The following is a 23,024-nucleotide window of genomic DNA, read 5'->3' on the forward strand; positions in this document are numbered from 1 at the left end:
TCTACAACGTATACTATGCTGGCGGCATGCCCGCAAGACCCAAGATCGATCGCGCCGCGATCCTCGACGTCACGCTGGAGATCGCCGACCGCGACGGCCTCGAGGCCGTCACCATGCGGGCGGTGGCCGATCGGCTCGGCGTGACGCCGATGGCGCTCTACCGCCACGTCGGCGACAAGCAGGGGCTGCTCGACGGCCTGGTCGAACGCCTGCTCGGCGAGCAGCCGGACCCGGACGCGGAATCGTCGTGGGAGGAGCAACTGCACCGGCGGGCCGCCGGCCTGCGGGAGACCGCGCGGCGCCACCCGAACGTCTTCGGGCTGCTGCTCGCCCGCCGGGCCGCCACGCCAGAAGCGCTGCGGGCCCGCGCGGGGGTCTACCGTGCCTTCGCCGACGCCGGCCTGCCCGAAGACCTGATTCCACGCGTCGAGCGACTGCTTTCCACGTTCGTGCTCGGCTTCGCCGCTTCCGAGGCCGGCGGCAGGTTCACCGACCGGGAGGCCGCCGACGCTGACTTCGCCTACGCGGAGGAGGTTCTCGCCGTCCTCATCCCCCGCCTCGCCGCGCAGGAATGACCCGCCGCGGGCGGGAACCTTGATCCCTCCACCGCGACTCTTTCGGGTGTGAGATCTCTGCTGACCATCGTCCTGCTCGTCTCGACCGTTGCCGTCCTCGCCGGGTGCGAAAGTAACGAGTCGCCCGCGCAGGCAACGCCCGCCGCCACCCGGGCGGCCTGCGCCTCCCCGGTCGATACCGGCCCGCTGCCTGAATGGGCTAGAACCGGATTCTCGGGCGACTCGAGCATGCCGCACGTCATGGGCGACCGGGGAGACCTCGTCGCCGCGATCTTCGGCTATCCGCTTGCCGTCTCCAGACCCGAGGGACCGTCCAACAAGATTCTCTGGGTGCCCAAGGTGCAACCCACGCCCGGCGACCTCGTGATCGAGGCGAAGCTCGACGGCTCGGACGTCTCCGTGACGCGCCGCGTTCAGGGCGGTCCTGGACCGTCCATCATCGATCTTCCAAAGGCTGGGTGCTGGCACCTGAACCTCAGCTGGCCAGGCCATACCGACACCATGGGCCTCGTGTACGGATAACCGCCGGTCAGCCGTGTCGGGTCGGCCGATAGGTCAGCACCTGCGTGTGGTCGTCGAAGGTGCGGGCATCGAGCAGTTCGAGGTCGAAGTCGTCGACACCGTCGAAGATCCGGTCCACGCCGGTCGTCCCGGAGATCACCGGGAAGACCGTCACCTCGATGGCGTCGATCAGGCCGGCGTTCAGCAGCGCGCGGTTGAGCGTCAGGCTGCCGTGCGAACGCAGCGGCACGTCGGATTCGGCCTTGAGGCGGGTGACCACCTCGACCGGATCGCCGGACTCGACGGTCGTGTCCGGCCAATCGAGCGGCTCGGTCAACCGGCCGGACAGCACCGTAACCGGGGAGTCGAACATCCGCGTGATCCACTCGTCGAACAGGCTGCGGTCGAAGCCCGGCCGAAGGAACGGCGCGTTCGACGAGTAGGTTTTTGCCCCCAACACCATGCGCAGCGGGTCGCGGTAGGCAGCGGCACGATGCGCGAGGAATTCCGGGCCCTGCTTGCCCCAGTAGCCGCCCCAGTCGCCGCTGTGGTTGGCGAAGCCGTCGAGCGTGGAGAAGACGTCGAAGGTGTACGTCGCGGTCACGGTGTCTCCTGCGGGAAGTGGCCGCGCCTCGTGGCGGCCTCACCCCTCCAACGAACACCACCACCCCGATCCGACAAGGGAGCTAGTTGGGCCCCAGTGGGGAACCAACGGCCGTGGGCGGCGCCGGTTCCTTGAGCTCGATGAAGATGCTGTGTGTCGCGGTGGTGCCGATGTTTTCGCCAACGTGTTCCTGGGCGCCGACCCAGCGGGCCTCGCCGGCTCGCAGGTCGACCTCGACGCTGCGGGCGCCGGAGCTGACCTGGCGACGGAAGGCGCTGAGCGTGACCATCACGCTGTCCGGATGCCGATGGACGTGTGTGAGGTCGCCGGGTTCGTCGCGGTATTCCAGGATGCGTACCCGCGCGTTTTCGAAGATCACTTTGTAGAACGCGGGGTCGGTGATGGTCGGGTCGTAAGGGTCCATCGTGGGCTCCTCCCGGTGCGACTCGTGGGACTACGGTACCATTATGGGATGGCGATGCCCTATGAGTCGACCGGGCGAACGGCGCAGAAGTCACGCACCCGACTCGCGCTGGTCGCCGCCGCCCGCGACCTGCTCGCCACCGGGCTCACGCCGCAGGTCGAGGACGCCGCCCAACGGGCCGGGATCTCGCGCACGACCGCCTACCGATACTTCCCCAACCAGCGCAGCCTGCTGCTCGCCGCACAGCCCACCATCTCGCCCGACAGCCTGCTGCCGCCCGACGCGCCTACCGACGCAACCGCGCGCCTCGACCTGCTCGTGACCGAGTTCGCCCGTTACAACTTCACCTGGGAACCTCAGCTCCGCGCCGCCCTGCGGCTCGCACTGGACCCGGGCGCCGACCAACCCGTGCTGAGGCAGGGACGCGCCATCGGGTGGATCGCCGAAGCCTTGACACCGCTGCGCGACAGCCACCCGCGCATCGACATCGGCCGGCTGGCCACCGCTATCCGCTCAGCGACGGGCATCGAGACCCTCATCTGGCTCGTCGACATCGCCGGCTACTCCCCCGAGCAGGCCACCGACACCGTCAAAGCCACGGCTCGCGCACTTCTCGACGCCGCGGTCAAACACGACGAAGCCCGTCGACCGGGCTAACGAGAGCAAGGAAACCGGCGCTAACGAGAGCAAGAAACCGACAGCCGTCAGGCATTGGCCCGGCGGAGGCGTTCAGCGGCCTGTGCACGCAGCGCATCGCCGCCTGCTGGGCTGCCACCGCACAGTGCCATCTCCCGAGCGTTGTAAGCAGCCATCCACAAGCTGGCCGCCCACGCGATATCCAACTCCACCACGGTGAACGGGCGCCCGCGAAGCTGTTGATAAGCCACCAGGAACGCCTCGGAGCTGTCGACCGGCGCCAGCGTGGGCGGCCCGGCACTGGCGAACGACCCGCTCGCCGCTCCCACCAGAGCCGCCTCCGGCTGCCACGCCAGGCTGTCCCAGTCGTGCACCGCCCACACCTGCCGACCTTGCCACCGCAGGTTCTGTGCCTCGAAGTCGGCGTGACCGAGCACGCACGGCAAGCCGGCAGCCAGCAGCCGCCGACGAGCTCGCTCAGCCGTCTGCACAATGTGCTCGGACACGACACCCTGGTGCCGGCGGTCGAGAACGTCGATCGCCGGCCACACCCCAGCATCGGAGTGGTCCCAGCGCACCCAGGGCGGATTCGGCAGCGGCGGCGCGACGGTCACGCCGGCAAGTTGGGCCATCAGCCGGGCGAAAACCTCGGCGCAGCGCATCGCGATATCCGGCGAGTCCCCCTGCAACACCTCGCCGCCGGGCCGATACTCCTCGGCGTGCACGGCCAGCGCACCGACGCCGACCACCCGCGTAAGCGGCCGAGCACAGGGGAACCCGCGCTCCGCGAGGCTGGCTTGCGCCGCGAGACACGACGCGGTCCGGCCGTCGTCGGGGCGTGCTTTGACCACCACGTCCCTGCCATCGGCCAGCCGCACACCGAACACCATCGAGACCTGGTGCGACCGGAACAGCACGCCGGCAGGTGGGCCTCCCAGATGCTCAAGACACCAGGTCGGCAACCAGTCAGGCAGCCCGTCCACCGGCACACCCAGGACTGTGCCACAGTCGCCGGCATCAAACGGCCGCACCAGCCGTGGCGAGCGCGAACCCGGCGAACCCCGTTGCCACGACCACCACCACGGCGGGCCGTGGAGCGAGCGCGTCGGCGTACCCCCGCAGAGCCCAGTAGGCCGGCGAGAACGGCGGCCCACGGCGGGAGCAAAGAGGTCGGGACCAGCGCGCCGCCGAGTCCGGCCAGCACCAGCGCGGCGATGTCCTTGACCGCGCTGAGCTGGCCGTGGTTGCGGACCAGCGTCGCCAGCGCGGTGCCCAAGCCGAGCACGCACACCGCCCACGCGGCGCCGACGATCGCGGACGCCCAACCCGCGCCGGCGACGTCGGGGCCATAACCGACAGCCGCGAACGCCAGCACGACGGCCTGTTGCGCCAGCAACGCGGCGAAGAGCGGCACCGTCTTGCCGGCGAGCAGTTCCCGGCGCGCAGCACGCCAGAGGCGCTGCGGGCCCGCGCGGGGTCTACCGTGCCTTCGCCGACGCCGGCCTGCCCGAAGACCTGTTTCCACGCGTCGAGCGACTGCTTTCCACGTTCGTCCTCGGCTTCGCCTACGCGGAGGTTCTCGCCATGCTCATCCCCCGCCTCGCCGCGCCGTCCTGACAGCGCTCCCCTCAGCTCACGGTGATGGTCAGGCTGCTCGAGTGGGTGGCCCCGACGCTGTCAGTCAGCGTCATCCAGGCCGTGTAGGTGCCGGCGCGCGAATAGACATGGCTGGCCGTCGCCGCGTGGACGGATGCCGTGTTGTCGCCGAACCTCCACTCCCGGTCCACAATGGTGCGGCCAGGTGGCGGCGTCGACGTGCTGGAGAACGCCACTGTCAAGGGCCGCGTGCCGGTCGTCGGCGTGCCGGAGACGGTCAGCGTCGCCCCGGTCTCGGCCTTCACGCCGCGGCCGTTGAAGCGCAGCCAGTCCAACGCCATGATGTCTGGATCACCCGTCTGGCCGGCCTTCACGAAGCGCAGGTAGAGCGGGAACGTGCCGCCGGGGTTGGTCAGGGCCACCGTCGGTGAGATCAGGTTGTCGTACCCACCGGTGCTGTTGATCGTCGCCGTGCCGATGAGCGTGCCCGTCGGTGATCCAGCGCGGAACTCGATCGCCCCACCGGTGCCGCCCGACGAAGCGCCGACCGTGACGCCGCTGATGCCGGTCAGGTTGACCGGACCGAGGTTGATCCAGTCGCCGTTGTCGACGTCACCGAGGCGCCGACCGGCCTGGGCCGCCGCCCGGTCGAGGACGCTGACCCCGGACTGCGCGTCGAAGTTCTCGGCCTCCATGCTGCGTGGCTGCAACGCGACCTGCGTCGAACCCGTCAGCGCAGGAATCCCGCCCGTCCCACCGCCGTCGGTGTATTGCGCGCTCACCAACTGGTAGAGGTTGGCGCCCGGCCCGTGCCCGTCGCCGCCGCCCGACTCGGTGATCAGCGTGCCCGAGCAGCCGACATAGTTGTCGAGCGGGTGCGCGTGCGAGTCGTGGCCCAAAAGCGTCTGCACGACGACCCTATTGCAGTCGACGGTCGTATCCTCAGGATCGGTGACCGTGACCGTATAAGGGATCCGGTCGCCGAACTCGAAGAAGCCTCCATTGGGGATGTTGACAGTGACAGTCGGCCGGGTGTTGCCAACGGTGATCTCCGTGGTGGCGATAGCGGTCAGCCCGCCGGCGCCGGTAACGGTCAGCCGGGCGGTGTAGAAACCGCGGACACCGTAGGTGAAGGACGGGTTGGCCGCCGTCGAGTCGACGCTGCCGTTGCCGTCGAAGTCCCACGCGTAGCTGATGGCCCCGGACGAGCCGGCGCTGGAGAAGGTCACCGCGAGCGGCGCGGCGCCCGAGTCGCGGCTCGCGGTCATCACCGCCACCGGTGGCACGCCGTTGGCGACGTAGTCGATGCGGTAGATGCCGGCGCCCTCGTTGGTGCCGCCTCGGCCGCTGCCCGAGCCGGCGCCGAAGTCCATGACGTAGAGCGAGCCGTCCGGGCCGAACTCCGCCTCGAAGGGCTGGACCCAGCTCATCCCGGTGAAGATCGTGTTGATCGACTGGAGGCCGCCGACAGCGGTCGGGCCGAAGCGTGGGTCACTGAACGTCTGTGCGGTCTTGTTGATCGACAGCGTCTTCCACCACTTGCGGGTCAGCTCGTACACGATCCATTTGTTCTCGAAGTATTCGGGGAACTTCGACAGGCGCGGGTTGGCGGGGTCGTAGTCGTAGACCGGGCCGCTCATCGGGCCGCCACCGCCGGTGCCCACCTCGGGGAACTGGGTCGAGGCGGAGTAGGCATACCAGACCAGGGCCGGGCGCGCGGGCGGCAGGTTGGTCAGGCCGGTGTTGTTGGGCGAGTTGTTGACCACCGCGGCGCAGTTGAAGACCGGCCCAGACGTCGAGGTCGCGAAGTTGAAGTCGTTGAACGGGGTGTTGTTGCCGACGCAGTAGGGCCAGCCGTAGTTGCCGGCGCTGGTGATCCGGTTGAACTCGACCGTACCCTCGGGTCCGCGGTTGGGGTTTGCCGCCGTCGCGTCCGGCCCGTAGTCGGCGACCAGCACCGCGTTGGTGTGCGGGTCGACGGTGATCCGGAACGGGTTGCGCATGCCCATCGCATAGATCTCTGATCGGGTACGGGCCGTCCCCGGCGCGAACAGGTTGCCCGCCGGCACGGTGTAGGTGCCGTCCGCCTGCGGCCGGATTCGCAGGATCTTGCCGCGCAGGTCGTTGGTGTTGCCGGCGGTGCCCTGCGCGTCGAAGGCCCGGCGGCCGGACCGCTCGTCGATCGGGGCGAATCCGCTCGACTCGAACGGGTCGGTGTTGTCGCCGATCCCCGCGTAGAGGTTGCCGTCCTTACCCATCGCGATCGAGCCGCCCATGTGCGAGTTGGCCCGCGCCTCGCCACGCCAGGTCGGGATCGTGAGCAGCCGTTTCTCCGAGCTGAGCGCGATCGTCGACCCGGTCACCGTGAACCGGGAAAGGTTGAGCTGGTTGAGCGTCTTGTCCGACCACAGTAGATAGAGCCAGTTGTTGGTCGCGAAGTTGTTGTCGATGGTGAGCCCGAGCAACCCGTCGGACTGGCTGGTCTGCGCCGGGGTGTAGGCGAAGTCGATCAGCGTGGTCACCGCGAGCGTGCTCTGGTCGATCACCTTCACCGCGCCGGTCCGCTGGATGTAGAACACCCGCCGGTCGGGGGCGACCGCCAGCTCGAACGGGTCGGCGAGGTTCTGTGTCACCAGCGGCACCCGCTGGAACTTGTTGTTCTGGGTCGCGCTGCAGTCACCGGCGACCGCGCCGGCCGCCCACTCGATCCCGCCGCGCAGGTGGTCGAGGAAGAACGGCTCGCTGAACGACGAGATCGAGTGCCCGCCGGCGGTGAACCACGACTTGCCGCCGTCGTAATTTTGACACCACGAGTAGGCGTGGTCGACGCCCTCGTCGAGCCCGTTGATGCCGTCGCGCACCTTGATCTGCGCGAGGGTGTGCACCCGGCCGGTGGGATTGGTGCGCCAGTTGTACCACTCCTCGCTGCGCTCCCAGAGCTCCGGCAGGTTCTTCGTCGAGGGGTGCGCGCGATCGAGCACCTTGATGCGGCCGGGAAAGACGCCGCCGGTCGAGGAGAAATCCGGGTGTACGTCGAAGATGGTGCCGACCAGGCCGTCATACCAGGTCCAGTCGCGCTCGCTGGCACTCGCCGCGTGCAGGCCCACCCAGCCGCCGCCGGCCCGGACGAAGGTCTGCAGGGCGGTGCGTTGGGCGGCGTTGAGCAACGCGCCCGACTCCGGCGTCGAATTGGTGTTGTTGAAGACCAGCGCGTCGAACCTGGCCAGGTTGGCGTCGGTGAACGCGGCGGCGTCGGTGGTCGCCTCGACCTCGAAGTTGTTCGCCGCGCCGAGTTGCTGCACGGCGGCGATGCCGGCCGGGATCGAGTCGTGATAGAAGTTCGTGACTTTGGAGAAGACCAGCACCCGGAACCGCGGCGCGGCGCTGGCGGGACTGGCTGGGCCGACGATCGCGGTGGTCACCGCGAGCACGAGGGCAGCGATGAGGGCGATGGCACGGCGAATGCGACTCATGCGGGCGCTCCCGGAGCAGGGGACGGTGGGGATAGCGCTGTGCGTTCGCCGACCCGCTCAGCGTAGGGGCACCTATAGGCCCGAATCAATGCCTGCCGCGTAGTTGGTCGTCCGACGAGCCGGGGCGCGGCCGGGACCTGGCCGTGCGGTAGACCTTGGGTATGCAAACCGAAGGTAGGCGCCAGGGCCCGGACCGGCGCGGCTCGGCGGTGTTCGCCGGTGCGATCGGCGCGCTCGGCGGCGCTGCGCTGACGGCCGGTTGGGGCGCCACCGCGATCGTCGTCGGCGCGGTGGCCGGCGCCGCGGTGCTCGCGGCCACCGACGTGGTCGCCCGGGCCCTCCAGAAGCCTGACGAGATTCCCGCGCTGTGGTCACGCATCGTCGCCAGCGCGGCCCTCGTCGCCCCGCTCGGCTGGCTGGTAGGGCGGCTGACCGGCCTCGGCCCGGTCGTCGTCGGTGTCCTCGCCGGTGCGCTCGTGGGGTTGCTCGGCATCCGTCCGCACAAGGTCGTGCTCGGGCCGCTGCTCGGCGCCGGCGTCGGCTGGGCGCTGGGTGCGATCTGGGGCGACGTGCCGGCCGCGGTGGTCGCGGCTGTCACGGTGGTCGTCTTCCGTACCACGTCGGCTCTGATCTTCCGAGACGCCCAGGTGAGTCTGCTCGCCGAGAACGTCGAGCCGGCGGACCTGCCGTTCGTGGTGCCGCTCGAGGCCCGCACCCGCTACGTCGGCACCGGCTACGTGCGCGAGTTGGCGACGGTCATGGGCGGCGACTACCACCCCGCGACCCCCGACGTCGGCATCGTCGCCAGCCTCGACGACCTGGCCGGCCCGGCGTTCACACCGGGCGACGTGGACCCGCGGGTGCGCGAGTTCTACGAGCACACGACCCGCTTCACCCTCGACATCGTGCCGGAATGGCGGCTCTGGGTGCGCCCCGGCTACCTGCTCTACCGCACGCTGGTGGCGCGGCCGCTCGGCCAGGCCAACGTGCCGATGAACCAGCGCGAGACCCAACGCGGCATCCTCAGCCGGATCGACACGATCACGCGCCCGGACGACGCGACGGTCAGCGTCCGCGGTTGGATCCGGTCGTTCGCCGACACCGACGAGCCGATCTACGTCGGCATTTACACCACCTATCGACACGGCAACAGGGGGTACGTGAGTGTCGGCTTCCCGTTGCCGCAGGCGAGTTTCACGGCGACGCTGGAACCTCGGGCCCGTGCCGACGGCGGGCTGACGTTGAGCAGCCGCGGCCAGGGCGACCAGCCGGGCCACTACCTGACCTACGTCGACCCGGAAACCCGACGGTTGACGGCATTGAGCGTGCACGGTTTCGCGGAGCGGCTCGACGTTTTCGTCACCCCTGGCGGCGACCTGGTCGCTGACCACGCCTTCACGGTGTTCGGCCTACCGTTCCTGATCCTCCACTACCGCATGCACCGCAAGCCCGCCTGACAGCAGGGTCGACATTGTGACAGTCTTCGATCCCTGATCTGCCCCCTACGCCGGCGACCCGGCCACTACGTTCCCCTGTGGATCCATCGGATTCCATGAATGGGGGAATGAGTCCATGCGACATCGGGGACAGACGTTCCGAAGACTGGCCGCCGTGGTCACGGCGACCGTCGCCGCGCAGCTGGCGTTCTTCGGCGCACCGGCCGCGGCCAACACGGAACGCTGGGAAGTCGCGGTCAAGGCGATCCCGGGCACCAAGTACGCCCGCGACGTCAAGGTCTACGTCACTGAGGCGGTCGCGGCGCTGCGGCCCTACATCAGGGACGGGGAGGACAAGCAGGAAAGCCGGATCGACCAGGTGCGGGCCGACGTCGACACGCGCTACTTCGACGGCGCCCGGCTGAACGGTTTCGAAGACGCCGACAAGGCGTTCGGCAACGTCGAGAAGTTCGGCGACTTCGTCGAGGAGCGGCTCGACGACGGGCTCAGCGGCACCAAGGAGCAGGACCACATCGCCGCGCTGGTCAAGAGCCTGACCGGCATCCGGCAGCTCGCCGACGCGTCCATTCAGGACGCCGAGGCGACGATCGGCCCGTTCCGCGCCAACCCGAAGCCGACCCCGGTCCCGCCGGGGCTGGACAAGGCGTTCAAGGATCTGCGCGAGGCCCGGGAGAACCTGGCCGAGACCGACGAGGAACTGCGTGAGGCCGACGTCGAAGACGCCATCGAGCACGCGGCCGAGGCGTGGGCAAGCGGCTTCAAGGTTCTCAAGCAGTTCGGCATCACCTACACCGGAGACCACGACGCCGACGGTGTGGTCGACGGCGTGGAGCTGCGGTTCGGCTCCAGCCCGCTGCTGATCGACTCCGACAGCGACCAGCTCACCGACAAGTTCGAGATCACCGAGCTCGTCGGTTGGACCCGACCCAACGCCTACGACACCGACGTCGACACGATCTCGGACGCCGCTGAAGACGTCGACCAGGACGGCCTGACCAACCTCGACGAGCAGCGGATCGGCACCACACCCACGAATCCCGACACCGACGGCGACGGGGTCAACGACGGCACCGAGGTGAGCCGGGGCAGCAACCCCCTGGTGGCCGACCAGCCGCGTGCGCCGCCGTCGCCCGGTGACGTCCCACCGATCGAACCCGTGCCCACCGACGTCGACACCGACGGCGACGGGGTCCCGGACCTCACCGAAGAGGACAACGGCTCCGACCCGACCAAGGCCGACACCGACGGCGACGGCCTCTCCGACGGCACCGAACTCGACTACCTGATCAGCGCGCTCTTCCAGGACACCGACAACGACGGCCTGCGCGACGACTACGAGATCGCCAACGCCGAGTCGCAGGGCCTGCACCCGAGCCAGTTCGACGAGCAGATCAGCAAATGGTCCTACGTCAGCGACTTCCTGCTCGGTATGTTCGCCGGCGACTTCGCCGAGAAGGACTCGATGGCGTGGCTCGCCGGCAACCTCTGCGGCGGCGGACTGAGCGTCATCCCGGTGGTCGGCTGGATTCTCGGCGGCCTGGCCGACATCCGCGACACCATCGCCGCGCTCATCCACGCCGACTGGGTCAGCGCCGGGCTGAGCATCCTCGGCGTCATCCCCTACGTCGGCGACGCGGTCTCGCTCCCGGCCAAGGTCGCCAAGTTCGTCAACAAATACGCGCACCGGCTCATGGCAGCGGCGCGCTACGTCGCCAAGTACGACAAGATCCCGGACACCGTCAAGGAGCTCACCTACGAGCTCATCATGCCGGAGGTCTGGAACTACCTCGTCGTCGAGCAGGTCGAGCAACCAACCGGGCTCGTCGCGGCGGCAGCCGGCAGCCGGGTCTCCAAGGCCAACTTCGACCGCCTGCTGAACGGCAAGCGGACCGACCTCAAGCGGCTGCACGAGATGATGACCGACGGGTTGCAGGAGAACGGCCCGAAGGTCGACTGGGCCTACGGCTGGGAGAGCGGCGAGGTCAACTTCGCGGCCATGATGGCGGGCATCGGTCGCCCCGGCCAGCGGAAGTTCGGCATCAAGAAGCCGGACAGCCCCGACTTCAAGGGCCCCCGCGAAGTCGACTACGCCGAGGAGACCGACGAGGGCTGGATCTTCCACGAGGTCAAGGCCGGCTTCGCGTTCGCCGATGACCGGATCCTGGAGCAGGTCGACCAGTGCGAGAAGGACGCCTGGTATCAGGATCCCGCCAACCAGGACGCGATCAAGGAAGCCAACCAGGACAAGATGAAAGGCAAGGGGATCAAGAAGATCCACTGGCACTTCGTGGCGAGTGGCAGCGGTCAGCCCAACGTCAACGATCTCGGCATGGCCGAGAAGCTCTACGACTGCCTGAAGGCCAACAAAATCCCCTACACTATCCACTTCCCGGCGGACTGATCGCGGCGTTGCGGGCCGGGCCTGGTGCCCGGCCCGCACCTCCGGACCCCGTATGTGAGGACGCAGGAATGACTTCTTCGCCGTTCGCAGTGCCGGGCGTCGAGCCGAGGTCCGGCTCAGCGGACCAGGGCAGCGTCGGTTACCGCGGCGACCAGCTCGCCGGCCTTCCCGCGGTCGCGGCCGTCGTCGACCGGCTCCCGGCGGAGCTGATCGCGCTGGCCGGTCCGGCCGAGACCCGCGAGGAATACCCGATCAGCCGCGAGGCGCTGACGGCGCAGGTCTACGTCTCGACCGGCAATGGCTTGGAGTGGGGGCTCGGATTCGCCGACGAGGTGGGCTTCCTGGTCCAGCCGAGCCTCGGCAGCATCCCCGAGGATGTGCTGGAGAAGGCGCTCGCCGAGCAGCCGGGCGTCGCGTCCGCGTTCCACTACGACCGGGAGTCCTTCGAGGCGGAGACGTCGGAGCTGCTGCGCGCCGACGAGATGATGGCCCGCTGGTTGACGGCCATCTTCACGGCCCATCTCGCGTACGCCCGGCATCTCGGTCGCGCGCTCCCCTACTGAGTCGGGGTCGGGTCGCCTGCGGAACGGTCTAGTCGTCTTGGCGGTCGGTCGAGAACGCGCGGGCCAACAAGGCGGCGACGGCGACACCGACGATGGCGATGCCGACCTGGACAGCGAGAACCAGCCAGTCGAAGCTTCGACCGGCGAGGTCGAAGGTGTTGGTGCTGTGCAGATCCCAATGGTCAGCCGCCCACGTGCCGGCCAGCGCCGCACCGACTCCGATCAGCACGGTCAGGATGAGGCCGATGCGCTGGCGGCCCGGCAGCAGGATGCGGGCAACGATCCCGATCACGGCGCCGGAGACGATCGCTACAACGTAGTCCTGCACACCCACCGTGGCCCCTCCTCGCGTTGGTGTCCGATCTTTTTCCCAACCACTGACGGCGGCTAAACGCTGCCGTAGCCAGGTGACGCGCTGCACAGGGCCGTCACCAGGCCGCGCGTGCTAGATTTTGGCCATGCGGTCAGATTCTAAGCCGGCCGGTCAACGGTCTGGATCGTTCACCGAGGCCGCGCGGCGGGAGCAGATCGTCCGCGGCGCGGTGACGGTGCTTGCCGGAAAGGGCTACGGCGGCACCTCGCTACAGGCGATCGCCGACCATCTCGGGATCAGCAAAGGGGTCATCTCCTACCATTTCGCCGGCAAGGCCGAGGTTCTCCACGAGGTTGTCCGGTATGTCCTGGCGCAGGCCGAGGCGTGGATGACCCCGCGCGTGGCGGCGGCCGGGTCGTTCACGGCGGCGCTACGGATCTACGTGACGTCGAATCTGGCGTTTCTCGACAATCACCGCGACGAGATGGTCGCGCTCACGGAGGTGCTCGCCAACGCCCGCTCGACACCCGGCGTCCCCGAGCTGTTCGGCCAGTCCCAGCACGAGGCCGTGGCAGCGTTGCAGAAGCTCCTCGAGGGCGGCCAGCAGGCTGGCGAGTTCGGCGCCTTCTCGGGCCGCGCGGCCGCGGTCGCGCTGCGCGGCGCGATCGACTCCTCCACCGGGCTGATGCAGCAGAACGCCGCGTTCGACGTCGCGGCGTTCAGCACCGAACTCGTCGACTTCTTCGTGAAGGCGGCGCGGCAACGATGAACAGCGGGGACAGCATGGACACAGGCAGTGCGGCGCTCGAGCTGCGTGGGCTGCGCAAGGCGTTCGGCGAGAAGCTCGCGGTCGACGGCGTCGACCTGCGGATCGAGCGCGGATCCTTCTTCGGCCTCGTCGGCCCCAACGGCGCCGGCAAGACGACCGCGTTGTCGATGGCCGTGGGGCTGCTGCGCCCCGACGCCGGCACGTCCACTGTGCTCGGTCACGACATCTGGACCGCACCGGTCGAGGCCAAGACCCGGCTCGGCGTCCTGCCCGACGGCGAGTCGTTGCCGCAGCGGCTGACCGGCACCGAACTGCTGACCTACATGGGCCTGCTGCGCGGCCTGGAAGAGGGCCTGGTCCGGTCGCGGACCGAAGAGCTGCTGCGGGTGCTCGACATGGAGGCCGACGGCGGCCGGCTCGTCGCCGACTACTCGACCGGGATGCGCAAGAAGATCGCCCTCGCCGTCGCGCTGCTGCACGGGCCTGAGGTGCTGGTGCTCGACGAGCCGTTCGAGGCCGTCGACCCGGTGTCCGCGGCCACCATCCGGTCGATCCTGCGGGGCTTCACCGGGTCAGGCGGCACGGTCGTGTTCTCCAGCCACGTGATGGCCCTGGTCGAGCAACTCTGCGACCACCTGGCGATCCTGGCCCGCGGCCGGATCGTGGCGGCCGGCTCGCTCGAGGAGATCCGGGGCGGCGCGAGCCTCGACGACGCGTTCGCGGACCTGGTCGGCGCCGGACACGAGACGGGGGCGTTGTCGTGGTTCGCCTCCTGATCCGCATGCGGGCCGCGATGCTCGCGCACCAGGCCGCGACCCGGTTGGGCATCGCGGCCGGCATCGTGCTCCTCCTGTTCGGGCTGCTGTCGGCCGGCTCGTCGTTCCTCCTCGGCTTCGCGACCTATCCGGACACGGCCGCGGGTTGCGACGCGATCGCCGCCGTCATGTTCGTGTGGATCGTCGGCCGGGTCGGCTTCGCCGCATTCGCCGGCGGTGGGGCCACGGTGCCCTACGAGATGTTCCGGTTGCTGCCGGTGCCGCGGGCCAAGCTCGCCCGTACCCTGCTGATCCTCGGTCTGCTCGATCCCGCCCAGGTGTTCCTGCTCGCAGCGTTCGGCTCGCTGGTCGTGATCGGCGCCCGACACAGCGCGGGCGCGGCCGTCGTCGGCGCGGTCGGCGTGCTGCTGACCGTCGTGCTGAGCAGCGTGCTGGTCGCCGTCGTGCGGGCGTTGCTGCCGGCCGGTTCGCGGCGCACACGCGACATCGGCACCACCGTGGTCGCCCTCGCGATCAGCCTGGTCGCGATCGGCGGCACGCTGTTGCCGACAATCACCTCGGCGCTGACGCACGGCACGGCGCCGGCACTGACCGTCGCGGTGCGCGCGCTGCCGACCGGCTGGGCCGCCGACGCGGTCTCGGCCGCCAGCGCCGGAAACCTGACGCTGACCGTGCTGCCGTTGCTCGGCCTGGCCGGTCTCGTCGCCGCCCTGGTGGCCATCTGGCCGGCGCTGCTGTCGCGCCGCCTCGACGGCCGGGTCGGCGCGGGACGGGCACGCCGGTCCCGGCGTCCGCGCCGTCGCCTGCTCCCGGCCACCCCGACCGGCGCGGTGATGGGCAAGGAACTCCGCCAATGGGTACGCGACCCCGCCCGCGCGACCTTCCTCATGATCGCGTTCCTGGTGGGCCTGGGCGTGAGCGTGGTCCCGGAAGCCACCCAGGGCACGAGCATCCTGTTGCCCTTCGCCGGAGCGATCACGGTGGCCATCGCCGGCGCGGCCGGCGCGAACCTCTACGGCTCGGATGGTCTGGCCTTGCGCCTCACCGTGCTGACCCCCGGCAGCGGGCGGCCCGACGTCCGCGGCCGGCAGGCGGCGTGGCTCTTGCTCGTCGGGCCCTACGCGGTGGGCATCAGCGCGATCCTCACCGCGGTCAGCGGCCAGACCTGGGCGTGGCCGTGGCTGCTGGGCGCCCTGCCCGCGCTGATCGGCGGCGCCGCCGGCCTGGTTCCGCTGGCGTCGGTGACCGCGGTGCAGCCGCCCGGGGAAGACGGCGGCCCCACCCCGACGTGGGTGGTCAAGGTCTACGCGACGATCATCCTCATCGTCACCACCGCCCTGCCTCCGGTGGCGCTGCTCATCAGCGGCACGGTCGGGCACCTCGGCTGGTTGCGCTGGCTCGCGGTTCCCGTGGGCATCGCCACCGGGGTTGCGCTGGCCGTCGGCCTTGGCCGTCTGGCGGCCCGTCGGTTCCTGGCCCGCGAACAGGACATCCTCGCGGTGCTCACCGCCGCCTCGAACCCCGCCTAGCGATCACGCCGGCGGACCACGTCGCTGCCCACGGGCGGGCGGTCGTAGCATCGGGCCGTGGACGTCGCCGGAGAGCCAAGCGATATCGATGATGTGCTGGTGGTGATCGGGCACCCGTTCGGCGACGCCGAGGTCCCGTTGGCGGACTGGATCGCCACCGGGCCCGGTCCTCGGCGGCTTGTTCGGCCCGTGCGGGCGCGGTCGCGATCGACGGGGCGGCCGCTGCCGCTGTCGGTGGTTCCGCTGCGCTACCGCAACGATGGACAGTCGCGGCGTGCCATCGCTGACGGGCTGGTCGACGATCCCTGGCCAGACCAGGAAACCTGAAACAAGACCGGGCCGCGAGCGCGGAAACGCTCGCGGCCCGGGTGGGGTTATGCGACTCCGTCGTACGCGTCGCGGAGTCCTTGAATGTCGATCTTGGTCATGGCCATCATCGCCTGGCCCACGCGGCCCGCTTTTTCCGGGTCGGGGTCGCTCATCAGCTCGCCGAGTGCGTCGGGGACCACCTGCCAGGACAGGCCGTAGCGGTCCTTGAGCCAACCGCACTGGCCCTTCTCGCCGCCCTCGGACAGGCGCTCCCACAGCTCGTCGACCTCGGCCTGGTCGGCGCAGCTGATGTAGAGCGAGACGGCCTCGGTGAAGGTGAACTGCGGGCCGCCGTTGAGGGCGATGAACCGCTGGCCGTCGATCTCGAACGTCACCGTCAGCACCGGGCCATCCGGTCCCATCCGGACCACGTCGACGACCTGGGCGTTCTTGAAGATGGACACGTAGTGGGCGGCGGCCTCCTCGGCCTGGCCGTTGAACCAGAGGTACGGAGTGATCTTCTGCATCGCGTGCTCCTGTTTTCTGTGATGGCTCCTGTCCCTCACGCGTCGAACAAGGAGCTCGCGGTTCGACACCGGGCGTCAAGAATTTTTTGGTGGGACGATGAGCGCATGCGTGAGGTCGCTGACGGGGTCCTGGAACTTCGGGTCGGGTTCGTCAACCTGCACGTCATCGTGGTCGACGACGGGCTCGTGCTGGTCGACACCGGCCTGCCGGGGCGGGCACCGACCATTGTGCGGGCCCTGACCGAAGCGCGCCGGGCGGTTGGCGACATCACCACCATCCTCGTCACGCACCAGCACATGGACCACGTCGGCGGCCTGGCCGAACTGCGGCGGCAGTCGGGGGCGAAGGTGGTGGCGCACGCGTTGGACGTTCCGGTCATCACCGGGGCGCAGCGGCCAGCACCGTCGACCATCCAGAAGATCGTGGGGCTGGTCGTGAAGGATCCCGAGCCGGCGCCGGTCGACGAGGTGCTCCTCGCCGATGGCCCGGTGCCCGTCGTGGGGATGCGCGCCTTCCACACCCCGGGCCACACGCCCGGTCACGTCTCCTACCTGCTCGACCGCGGTGGTGGTGTGCTGTTCGCCGGCGACGCGGCCGGCAGCGTGGCGGGCAAGGTCCGCGCGACCCCGCGCGCGATGACCGACGACCCGCCAGCCGCGCGGGCGAGCGTCGCGCGGCTGGCGGACCTCGACTTCGACGTGGCGGTGTTCGGACACGGCTCGGCCGTGCGCGGCCGCGCGGTCGACCGCTTCCGCGACCTGGCCGCCCGGCAGCGCCACTAGAGCGCCACCGCCGCCCTCAAGTAAACCGGCCTCAGCCGACGCCGACCTTTTCGGTGACCGCGGCGCCGCGCGGCGGCGGCGTGGGCGCCCGCCGACGGCTGGGAGCGAGAAGCCCGACGGCCGCACCCACAAACGCGAGACCGGCAGCCGTGACCATCGCGGCAGCGAACCCATCGGCGAACCCCTGCGCCGACCGGTCGTCCCCCTGGGCCGCGAACACCGCCGCCAGGATCGCGATCCCCAGCGCCCCGCCGAGCTGACGGATGGCGCTGAACGTTCCGGCGGCCTTGCCCATCGACGCCGGCGGCACCGACGTCATGACCGAACTCTGCTGTGCCGGCATGGCCATCGTGGCGCCGAGGCCCGCGACGAACAGCGCCCCGACCGAGGCGGGATAGCCACGGTCGGCATCGGCGTTGACCGCCAGCCAGAGCAGCCCGACCCCTTGCAGGCTCAGCCCCACCGAGATCAGCCAGCGCGGCCCGATCCGGTCCTGCAACCGGCCGGCTACCGGCGCCACGAAGAACAGGGGCAGGGTGAACGGCAGGAAGCGCACCCCGGTTTCGAGCGGCGAATAGCCGCCCACCACCTGGAGGTATTGCGCCAGGAAGAACACGGTGCTCATCAGCGACGCCGTCAGCATGAGCGCCGACGCGTTGCCCGCCGTGAACTCGCGCACCGTGAACAGTCGCATCGGGAGCATCGGGTGCGTCGTGCGCAGCTCCCAGGCCACGAAGAAGGCCAGCAGAACGACACCCCCGATCAGGGTGGTCAGCACCTCGCCGCTGCCCCAGCCGGCCGGACCGGAGCGGACCAGCGCCCACACGATGCCGAACGTCGACGTGGCCACGAGCAGCAGCCCGAGGACATCGGGGCGGCGCGGGACGCCCTTCATCTCGGTGAGCCTCGTGGCGATGAAGGGCAACACCAATGCGATCACGGGTACGTTGATCCAGAAGATCCACTGCCAGGCCAGGCCCTCGGTGACGGCGCCGCCGACGAGTGGTCCGCCGGCGACGGCGAGTCCCATGAACGCGGCGTAGATCCCCATCACCGCGCCGCGCCGGGCTGGCGGGGCCGCGGCGGTGAGCAGGGCAAGCGCCGCCGGCATGATGATCGCACCGCCCGCGCCCTGCACGACCCGGGCCGCGATCAGCACGCCGATGTTCGGGGCCAGGGCGCACGCCGCGGAGGCCAGCGCGAACACCACCAGGCCCAGCAGATAGGTGCGTTTGCGGCCGAGCCGGTCGCCCAGTTCCGCGGCCGGGATCATCAGGGCGGCCAGGCTCAGGCTGAACGCGTTGACCGTCCACTCCAGACTGGTCAGCGAGGCGCCGAGGTCGCGTTGCAGGGTCGGGAGCGCGGTGGCCACCACGAGTTGGTCGAGCGCGACCACGAGCGCGCCGACCACGGTCAGGGCGAGCACCAGACCCAGCGGTGCGGGGCCGCGGATGGACCGCGCCATTAGGCGGCCGCTCGCAGTTCCGCCGCCAGCGCCGCGTAGGGGCCTTCGAGCGCGCTGCCCGCGAGGGTGCGCCAACCGTCGGCCATCGGGCGCGACATCGCGTCGGGGAAGATGTCGTCCTGGCCGTGTTCGACGCCGTCGAAGATGGCCGCCGCCACCGAGGCCGGAGTCGCCTTCGGGCTGTTGGCGCCGCGGGTCATATCGGTGTCGACGAAGCCGGTGAGCACCGCGTGGACGCGCACGCCCTGCGGCACCAGCAACGTCCGCAACGACTGGGTCAGGGCCAACGCGGCCGCTTTCGAGATCGAGTAGGACGGGATCAGCGGCAGCGGCGCGAACGCCGTGATGGACAGGTTGTTGACCACCGCTCCCCCGGCGCGGGCCAGCAGCGGGGTGAACGCCCGCGTCACGGCGTGGGTGCCGTAGAGGTTGACCTCGAGGTGGCGGGCGATGACCTCCGCGTCGCTGAGGTCGTCGTAGCCCGCGATGCCCGCGTTGTTGATCAGAAGGTCGAGCGACCCGATCGCGTCGACCGCCGCCTGGATCTGCTCGGCACTGGTGACATCGAGCGTGACCGGCCTGACCCGGCTGTCGCTGTGCTCGATGGGCGCACGCGTTCCGGCGTACACCTGGCTCGCTCCTCTTGCCAACGCCTCGGCGACGAGCGCCTGGCCGATGCCCCGGTTGGCACCGGTGATGAGCACGGCCTTGCCCGCGATGTTCGTCACGATAACCACGCCTTTCTGGATGGGTTACCGGTGTGACGGCGCGGGGTTCAGGCGCTCATCGGCGGTGAGGCGTAGGTCTCACCATGCTCAGGACGAGCGGAACGGCGCCCGGGTTGAGCAGGCGCCGCGGTCGCACGTTGGCGAACGTGAGAACGGCGCCCGCCTCGAACCGGGCGCCGACACCGTTGGCGCACTCGACCTCGAGGGTGCCGTGCTCGACCACCACGAGCGCGCCGGCCCACTCCGCGGGCCGGTAGTCGAGGGCCTCCGCGGGCGGCACGACGACGGCGCCAACCGACCGGCGGCCGAGAAACGAGACCATCAGAGCGACTTGGGCATGCCGAAGCGCTCGAACAACGAGGAATCGGCGAACAGGGCCAGCTCGCCGATCGCCCCGCGGTCGACCGTGAGCACGCCGATCCCGAAGGGCTGGAACTCGTCGGCGTCGGCGGCGCGCTGGTAGAGCGCGAACGCGGGCTGACGGTTGGCCCAGGTGGGCAGCAGGCGCCAGCCGCGGCCGCGGGCGTCGAAGACGTGGGTGCGGAAGAAATGCTCGATGGCCTCGATGCCAGCGAACCAGGTGAGCCGCGGCGGCATGACCAGTCGGGCGTCGTCGCGCAGCAGGGTGACCAGCGCGGTCGTGTCGGTGCGCTCCCAGGCCTCGACCAGCCGGTGCAGCAGCGCCTTCTCGGTGGCGGCGGCCGTCACCCGGTCACGCGCCAGCCAGTCGTCGCGATCGGGTGGCACGTGCGCGGCGAGCCCGGCGTGGGCGCGTTGCAGCGCGCTGTTGACGGCGGCCGTCGTCATCTCCAGCGTGGTCGCGGTGTCTTTCGCCGACCAGTCGAGCACGTCGCGCAGGATCAACACGGCCCGTTGGCGCGCCGGGAGCCGCTGGATGGCGGCCAGGAACGCCAGCTCGATCGTCTCCTTGGCCGCCACGGCGACCTCGGGCTCGGCCTCGGCGGGTGCCGGGACGGCGAGCAGCCGGTCGGGGTAGGGCTGCAACCAGGCGACCTCGGTCGGCGGCCGGGTGGGCTCGCTGCCGAGGTCGGCCGGACCCGCGACGTCGGTCGGCCAGAGCCGCGACTTGCGGCGCCGCAGCATGTCGAGGCAGGCGTTGGTCGCGATGCCGTAGAGCCAGGCCCGGAACGACGCGCGGCCCGCGAAGGTGTCGAGGCGGGCCCAGGCGCGCAGGAACGTCTCCTGGACCGCGTCTTCGGCGTCTTCGATCGAGCCGAGCATGCGGTAGCAGTGCACGTTGAGCTCACGGCGGTGCGGCTCGGTCAACTGCTCGAAGGCGACCTGGTCACCCTCGCCTGCTTCCTTCACACGATAATCATCCACGGCGGTATGACGCTTTCCGCGCCGCCGACTCATCGCTCCGCGGCGAACACGTGGTCGAAGGCGGCGCGGGCGTTGATCGCATACCGGTCGCGACCCTCGGTCAGGCCGTAGTGCAGGTCTTCGAGCGTGCCGCAGCGGGCGAAGAACAGCGCCCGGTCGTCGACGGGCCCGACCTGCGGCCCGAGGTCCCGAAAGAGGCGGCCCAGGTCGTGCGCCGGCTCGGTGCGGGCGGCATCGGTCCAGTCGATGACGCCGGTGAGGGTCCGGGTCTCGGGATCGACCAGGACGTGCTCGATGCCCAGGTCGTTATGACAGAAGACCGGTTGGCCGGTGTACGGAGGAGGAGGTTCCTGACTCAGGAACAGCTCGACGGCCCGCTGGTGGGCGGCCGGGATCTCCGCCCGGATGTCGGCGAACTCCGAGCGGGCCTCGTCCAGCCACTCGCTCGGTGGGGCGTCGTCGACCGGGCCGACCGGGATCGCCGCGATGTCGCGCATGAGCTGCCGGAGGGCGCCGACCACGGTCGCGGCCACCCGGCTCGGCTCGGGCAGACCGGCGGCGGGGGTGCCGGGGAGCTTGCGGTAGACCATCAGCCCGGCGCTCGCGTCGACCAGGATCGGCTCCGGCACCGGGACGGTCGTCGCCGCGCGTACCGCGGCGAGGATCTCCGCCTCGCCCGACATTTCGGAAATGTCGGGCGAGCGAGCCACGCGAACGACGAGATCGGTGTTCACCTCGTACGCCAGATGGTCGAAACCACTGCCCAACGGTCGCACTGTGTGCACGTCGAGCGACGGCCAGTGCCGATCGAGCAGTCGCCGCACGCTGTCGAACTCCATGCTGTGCTCTCTATCAGAGGGCAGCGCTAATCAGCACCGCGTCGCCGCACCAGCAGCAGGAGGATCGACAGCACGAGCAGGCCGCCACACACGCTCAGCCCCGCGAAGTAGAGCACCGGGCCGCCGAGCCGGTGGTCCGGGTCGCCTCCCAGCATCGCGACGAAGACGCCCGCCATCGACAACGCCGTCAGCCAGAGAAGGTATCGGGGCAGCCGGAGCAGCGCTCGGGCTCGGATCACGCCATCCCCCACTCATCGAATGCCGTCACCATAAGGCACGTCACCTGGAGTCGCAGGCTGCTGAGGGTGGCGCGGCTGGCAGGATGAGCCCCGATGCTCGAAGTTCACCGCGGCCCTCCTGGTGGCGCGACCACCGCCCCGCCGGAGGCAGATCCAGGGGGCGGGCGGAAGCGGTGGCGCAAGCGGTCGCTGCGCGTGCTCGGCGTCCTGGTCGTCGTCGGCCTCGCGGCGTTCGGGCTGCGCGGCCGCCTGCCGGCCTGGGGCGATGTCAGCCACGCCGTCGCCGCCGCTGACCTGTGGTGGTTCCTCGTCGCCGCGCTGCTCCAGGTCGTCTCCATCGGCGCGTTCACGCTGCAACAGCGGGGCCTGCTCGGCGCCCTGGGCGTGCGGATCGGACGCGGCCACACCTTCGCGATCGTGCTGGCCAGCACGGCGATGTCGATCAGCCTGCCGGCCGGGCCGGTGGTCTCGGCGGCGTACGCGGTGCGCAGGTTCCAGCGGGCCGGTGCGACGCCGGAGGCGGCCACGGGCGTGATGGTCGTGTCCGGGCTGGCCTCCATCGGCGGGGTCGCCGCCCTGTATGCCGGTGTCGGTCTCGTCTTCGCGTTCGACGGCCCGGGCAAGTCGGTCGGCTGGCGGCCACTGGCCGTGGTCGCGGGCCTGCTGGTCGTGACGGTGGCGATGGTCCTGGTCGGGCGCCGGTACTGGGGCCGCGCACCGATCGCGGTGGCCGACAGAGGCAGCGCCGGCGCCGCCCGCCGCTACCTGCTGATGCTGCTCGGCTGGATCCGGTCGGCGTGGCATTCGGCGGCCGCGCTGACCTGGCTCGCCTGGGCCGGTGCCCTCGCCTGGTCCACCGCCAAGTGGGTCGCCGACCTGCTGTCGTTCCTGGCCGTCGCACACGCCTTCCAGCTTCCGGTCAGCCTGCCGACCCTGACCGCCGTCTACATCAGCGTGCAGGTGGTCCGCCAGGTGCCGTTGACCCCCGGCGGCATCGGCGTCGTCGAGCTCGCGTTGACCGCCGGTCTGACGGCCGCCGGGGCCAGCAGCGCCGTCGCCGCCGCCGACGTGCTGATCTACCGCGTGCTCTCCTGCTGGCTGCTCATCCCGGTCGGTGGCATCGCCGCCTGGCTCCTCGTGCGACCACCTCGCCAGGCCGCCCTGCGGCCCTGA

General features: G+C 70.2%; 24 protein-coding genes. 12 read left to right on the plus strand and 12 right to left on the minus strand.

Annotated elements, in window-relative coordinates:
• Positions 1-26: 26 nt before the first annotated feature.
• Complete coding sequence (locus tag DFJ67_RS37165) at positions 27-575, plus strand: TetR/AcrR family transcriptional regulator (protein WP_116073665.1); 549 nt, start codon at positions 27-29, stop codon at positions 573-575.
• Positions 576-623: 48 nt separating this feature from the next.
• A complete protein-coding gene (locus DFJ67_RS37170) occupies positions 624-1,097 on the plus strand; it encodes a hypothetical protein (RefSeq protein WP_239097132.1) in 474 nt (157 codons plus the stop codon).
• A gap of 7 nt (positions 1,098-1,104) precedes the next feature.
• Here the strand turns inward: DFJ67_RS37170 and DFJ67_RS37175 are convergent, their stop codons facing one another.
• Both DFJ67_RS37175 and DFJ67_RS37180 read right to left on the minus strand, forming a co-directional pair.
• Positions 1,105-1,680 carry a dihydrofolate reductase family protein gene (locus DFJ67_RS37175; RefSeq protein WP_116073667.1) on the minus strand — a complete coding sequence of 192 codons (576 nt, stop codon included), beginning with the start codon at positions 1,678-1,680 and terminating at the stop codon, positions 1,105-1,107.
• An 82-nt stretch (positions 1,681-1,762) separates the two neighbouring features.
• Positions 1,763-2,104, minus strand: coding sequence for a cupin domain-containing protein (locus DFJ67_RS37180; protein WP_116073669.1), 342 nt, complete (start codon positions 2,102-2,104; stop codon positions 1,763-1,765).
• A 48-nt stretch (positions 2,105-2,152) separates the two neighbouring features.
• Here DFJ67_RS37180 and DFJ67_RS37185 point away from each other — a divergent pair, with 48 nt between their 5' ends.
• Positions 2,153-2,761, plus strand: coding sequence for a TetR/AcrR family transcriptional regulator (locus DFJ67_RS37185; RefSeq protein ID WP_116073671.1), 609 nt, complete (start codon positions 2,153-2,155; stop codon positions 2,759-2,761).
• A gap of 47 nt (positions 2,762-2,808) precedes the next feature.
• Here DFJ67_RS37185 and DFJ67_RS37190 read toward each other — a convergent pair whose 3' ends face one another.
• Together DFJ67_RS37190 and DFJ67_RS37195 are read right to left on the minus strand one after the other, a co-directional pair.
• Entirely contained in the window at positions 2,809-3,723 is a 915-nt protein-coding gene (locus tag DFJ67_RS37190; protein WP_203783520.1) for a phosphotransferase, read from the minus strand.
• A gap of 645 nt (positions 3,724-4,368) precedes the next feature.
• Positions 4,369-7,809, minus strand: a complete 3,441-nt coding sequence (locus tag DFJ67_RS37195; RefSeq protein ID WP_116073675.1) for a ThuA domain-containing protein — start codon at positions 7,807-7,809, stop codon at positions 4,369-4,371.
• A 161-nt stretch (positions 7,810-7,970) separates the two neighbouring features.
• Here DFJ67_RS37195 and DFJ67_RS37200 point away from each other — a divergent pair, with 161 nt between their 5' ends.
• The 3 genes from DFJ67_RS37200 (at position 7,971) to DFJ67_RS37210 (ending at position 12,230) form a co-directional block, all read left to right on the plus strand.
• Positions 7,971-9,266, plus strand: a complete 1,296-nt coding sequence (locus DFJ67_RS37200; RefSeq protein ID WP_116073677.1) for a hypothetical protein — start codon at positions 7,971-7,973, stop codon at positions 9,264-9,266.
• A gap of 115 nt (positions 9,267-9,381) precedes the next feature.
• Positions 9,382-11,667: a hypothetical protein gene (locus DFJ67_RS37205; protein WP_147315759.1), complete on the plus strand. Its 2,286-nt coding sequence runs from the start codon at positions 9,382-9,384 to the stop codon at positions 11,665-11,667.
• A gap of 68 nt (positions 11,668-11,735) precedes the next feature.
• On the plus strand, positions 11,736-12,230 hold the full coding sequence (locus tag DFJ67_RS37210) for a hypothetical protein (RefSeq protein ID WP_147315760.1): 495 nt from the start codon (positions 11,736-11,738) through the stop codon (positions 12,228-12,230).
• A gap of 28 nt (positions 12,231-12,258) precedes the next feature.
• Here DFJ67_RS37210 and DFJ67_RS37215 read toward each other — a convergent pair whose 3' ends face one another.
• Positions 12,259-12,564: a GlsB/YeaQ/YmgE family stress response membrane protein gene (locus DFJ67_RS37215; protein ID WP_116073682.1), complete on the minus strand. Its 306-nt coding sequence runs from the start codon at positions 12,562-12,564 to the stop codon at positions 12,259-12,261.
• A gap of 124 nt (positions 12,565-12,688) precedes the next feature.
• Here DFJ67_RS37215 and DFJ67_RS37220 point away from each other — a divergent pair, with 124 nt between their 5' ends.
• From DFJ67_RS37220 to DFJ67_RS37235, 4 genes are read left to right on the plus strand one after another with little or no spacing between them, the layout of a single operon-like run.
• Positions 12,689-13,312: a TetR/AcrR family transcriptional regulator gene (locus tag DFJ67_RS37220; RefSeq protein WP_116073684.1), complete on the plus strand. Its 624-nt coding sequence runs from the start codon at positions 12,689-12,691 to the stop codon at positions 13,310-13,312.
• A gap of 14 nt (positions 13,313-13,326) precedes the next feature.
• Complete coding sequence (locus DFJ67_RS37225; protein WP_116073686.1) at positions 13,327-14,088, plus strand: ABC transporter ATP-binding protein; 762 nt, start codon at positions 13,327-13,329, stop codon at positions 14,086-14,088.
• Positions 14,073-15,617, plus strand: coding sequence for a hypothetical protein (locus DFJ67_RS37230; protein ID WP_147315761.1), 1,545 nt, complete (start codon positions 14,073-14,075; stop codon positions 15,615-15,617). Before DFJ67_RS37225 ends, DFJ67_RS37230 begins: the two co-directional genes overlap by 16 nt.
• Positions 15,618-15,674: 57 nt before the next feature.
• Positions 15,675-15,944, plus strand: coding sequence for a hypothetical protein (locus DFJ67_RS37235; RefSeq protein ID WP_147315762.1), 270 nt, complete (start codon positions 15,675-15,677; stop codon positions 15,942-15,944).
• A gap of 47 nt (positions 15,945-15,991) precedes the next feature.
• Here the strand turns inward: DFJ67_RS37235 and DFJ67_RS37240 are convergent, their stop codons facing one another.
• Complete coding sequence (locus DFJ67_RS37240; protein WP_116073692.1) at positions 15,992-16,453, minus strand: VOC family protein; 462 nt, start codon at positions 16,451-16,453, stop codon at positions 15,992-15,994.
• 105 nt (positions 16,454-16,558) lie between these two features.
• On the opposite strand from DFJ67_RS37240, the gene DFJ67_RS37245 reads away from it, so the two are divergent.
• Complete coding sequence (locus DFJ67_RS37245) at positions 16,559-17,236, plus strand: MBL fold metallo-hydrolase (protein WP_116073694.1); 678 nt, start codon at positions 16,559-16,561, stop codon at positions 17,234-17,236.
• A 31-nt stretch (positions 17,237-17,267) separates the two neighbouring features.
• Here DFJ67_RS37245 and DFJ67_RS37250 read toward each other — a convergent pair whose 3' ends face one another.
• From DFJ67_RS37250 to DFJ67_RS37275, 6 genes are read right to left on the minus strand one after another with little or no spacing between them, the layout of a single operon-like run.
• A complete protein-coding gene (locus tag DFJ67_RS37250; protein WP_116073696.1) occupies positions 17,268-18,701 on the minus strand; it encodes a DHA2 family efflux MFS transporter permease subunit in 1,434 nt (477 codons plus the stop codon).
• Positions 18,701-19,429 (minus strand): SDR family NAD(P)-dependent oxidoreductase, encoded by a 729-nt coding sequence (locus DFJ67_RS37255; protein ID WP_116073698.1) that lies wholly within the window; start codon positions 19,427-19,429, stop codon positions 18,701-18,703. The genes DFJ67_RS37250 and DFJ67_RS37255 overlap by 1 nt, the downstream gene beginning before the upstream one ends.
• A 55-nt stretch (positions 19,430-19,484) precedes the next feature.
• A complete protein-coding gene (locus DFJ67_RS37260) occupies positions 19,485-19,751 on the minus strand; it encodes a hypothetical protein (RefSeq protein ID WP_116073700.1) in 267 nt (88 codons plus the stop codon).
• Positions 19,751-20,758: a sigma-70 family RNA polymerase sigma factor gene (locus DFJ67_RS37265; protein WP_239097131.1), complete on the minus strand. Its 1,008-nt coding sequence runs from the start codon at positions 20,756-20,758 to the stop codon at positions 19,751-19,753. The genes DFJ67_RS37260 and DFJ67_RS37265 overlap by 1 nt, the downstream gene beginning before the upstream one ends.
• A 44-nt stretch (positions 20,759-20,802) precedes the next feature.
• Complete coding sequence (locus DFJ67_RS37270) at positions 20,803-21,612, minus strand: phosphotransferase family protein (protein WP_116073704.1); 810 nt, start codon at positions 21,610-21,612, stop codon at positions 20,803-20,805.
• A gap of 26 nt (positions 21,613-21,638) precedes the next feature.
• On the minus strand, positions 21,639-21,851 hold the full coding sequence (locus DFJ67_RS37275) for a hypothetical protein (protein WP_116073706.1): 213 nt from the start codon (positions 21,849-21,851) through the stop codon (positions 21,639-21,641).
• A gap of 93 nt (positions 21,852-21,944) precedes the next feature.
• Between DFJ67_RS37275 and DFJ67_RS37280 the strand changes: the two genes are divergently transcribed.
• Positions 21,945-23,024 carry a lysylphosphatidylglycerol synthase transmembrane domain-containing protein gene (locus DFJ67_RS37280; RefSeq protein WP_116073708.1) on the plus strand — a complete coding sequence of 360 codons (1,080 nt, stop codon included), beginning with the start codon at positions 21,945-21,947 and terminating at the stop codon, positions 23,022-23,024.

The organism is Asanoa ferruginea, assembly GCF_003387075.1.
GTDB classification, from domain to species: domain Bacteria; phylum Actinomycetota; class Actinomycetes; order Mycobacteriales; family Micromonosporaceae; genus Asanoa; species Asanoa ferruginea.

Excerpts from the sequence above, each read along its gene's own strand:
- DFJ67_RS37165 (WP_116073665.1), top strand. The coding sequence starts at position 27 with ATGCCCGCAAGACCCAAGATCGATCGCGCCGCGATCCTCGACGTCACG.
- DFJ67_RS37180 (WP_116073669.1), bottom strand. The coding sequence starts at position 2,104 with ATGGACCCTTACGACCCGACCATCACCGACCCCGCGTTCTACAAAGTG.
- DFJ67_RS37185 (WP_116073671.1), top strand. The coding sequence starts at position 2,153 with ATGGCGATGCCCTATGAGTCGACCGGGCGAACGGCGCAGAAGTCACGC.
- DFJ67_RS37195 (WP_116073675.1), bottom strand. The coding sequence starts at position 7,809 with ATGAGTCGCATTCGCCGTGCCATCGCCCTCATCGCTGCCCTCGTGCTC.
- DFJ67_RS37200 (WP_116073677.1), top strand. The coding sequence starts at position 7,971 with ATGCAAACCGAAGGTAGGCGCCAGGGCCCGGACCGGCGCGGCTCGGCG.
- DFJ67_RS37205 (WP_147315759.1), top strand. The coding sequence starts at position 9,382 with ATGCGACATCGGGGACAGACGTTCCGAAGACTGGCCGCCGTGGTCACG.
- DFJ67_RS37210 (WP_147315760.1), top strand. The coding sequence starts at position 11,736 with ATGACTTCTTCGCCGTTCGCAGTGCCGGGCGTCGAGCCGAGGTCCGGC.
- DFJ67_RS37220 (WP_116073684.1), top strand. The coding sequence starts at position 12,689 with ATGCGGTCAGATTCTAAGCCGGCCGGTCAACGGTCTGGATCGTTCACC.
- DFJ67_RS37225 (WP_116073686.1), top strand. The coding sequence starts at position 13,327 with ATGGACACAGGCAGTGCGGCGCTCGAGCTGCGTGGGCTGCGCAAGGCG.
- DFJ67_RS37240 (WP_116073692.1), bottom strand. The coding sequence starts at position 16,453 with ATGCAGAAGATCACTCCGTACCTCTGGTTCAACGGCCAGGCCGAGGAG.
- DFJ67_RS37245 (WP_116073694.1), top strand. The coding sequence starts at position 16,559 with ATGCGTGAGGTCGCTGACGGGGTCCTGGAACTTCGGGTCGGGTTCGTC.
- DFJ67_RS37250 (WP_116073696.1), bottom strand. The coding sequence starts at position 18,701 with ATGGCGCGGTCCATCCGCGGCCCCGCACCGCTGGGTCTGGTGCTCGCC.
- DFJ67_RS37260 (WP_116073700.1), bottom strand. The coding sequence starts at position 19,751 with ATGGTCTCGTTTCTCGGCCGCCGGTCGGTTGGCGCCGTCGTCGTGCCG.
- DFJ67_RS37270 (WP_116073704.1), bottom strand. The coding sequence starts at position 21,612 with ATGGAGTTCGACAGCGTGCGGCGACTGCTCGATCGGCACTGGCCGTCG.
- DFJ67_RS37280 (WP_116073708.1), top strand. The coding sequence starts at position 21,945 with ATGCTCGAAGTTCACCGCGGCCCTCCTGGTGGCGCGACCACCGCCCCG.